This window comes from Pseudomonas sp. K5002 (assembly GCF_013386655.1).
GTDB lineage: Bacteria > Pseudomonadota > Gammaproteobacteria > Pseudomonadales > Pseudomonadaceae > Aquipseudomonas.
Window position 1 is genome coordinate 1 of the sequence record NZ_JACARK010001020.1, and the last position, 301, is coordinate 301.

General features: G+C 65.8%; 1 pseudogene. It reads right to left on the reverse strand.

The window, feature by feature from the left end:
- Positions 1-301 (reverse strand): annotated as a pseudogene (locus HX846_RS32650) (MFS transporter); the annotation flags it as partial.

A 301-nucleotide genomic window follows, 5' to 3' on the forward strand; every position in this document is an offset into this window, starting at 1 on the left:
GATGATCAGCACCAGCAGCACCGCGACCACACCCCGCTTGTCCCTCCGGCGGTTGGCGATGGCCGGAGTAATCAGGCCGGAGACCACTTCCATGGCCGTCAAAAAGCCCAGCAACAGGCCGGCGTTCTGTTCGCTCCAGCCTTGTTCCACGTAGTACGGCGCCAGCCAGGCCAGTACGCAGGTGTAGGACGCGGTACCGAGGCCGAAAAAAATCGCCAGCAACCAGGCCCGGCGATTGCCGAAGAATGACGCCTGCGGGCCTGCGCCGGCTTGCGGCAGCGGCGGCAGCACCGAGCGTTGG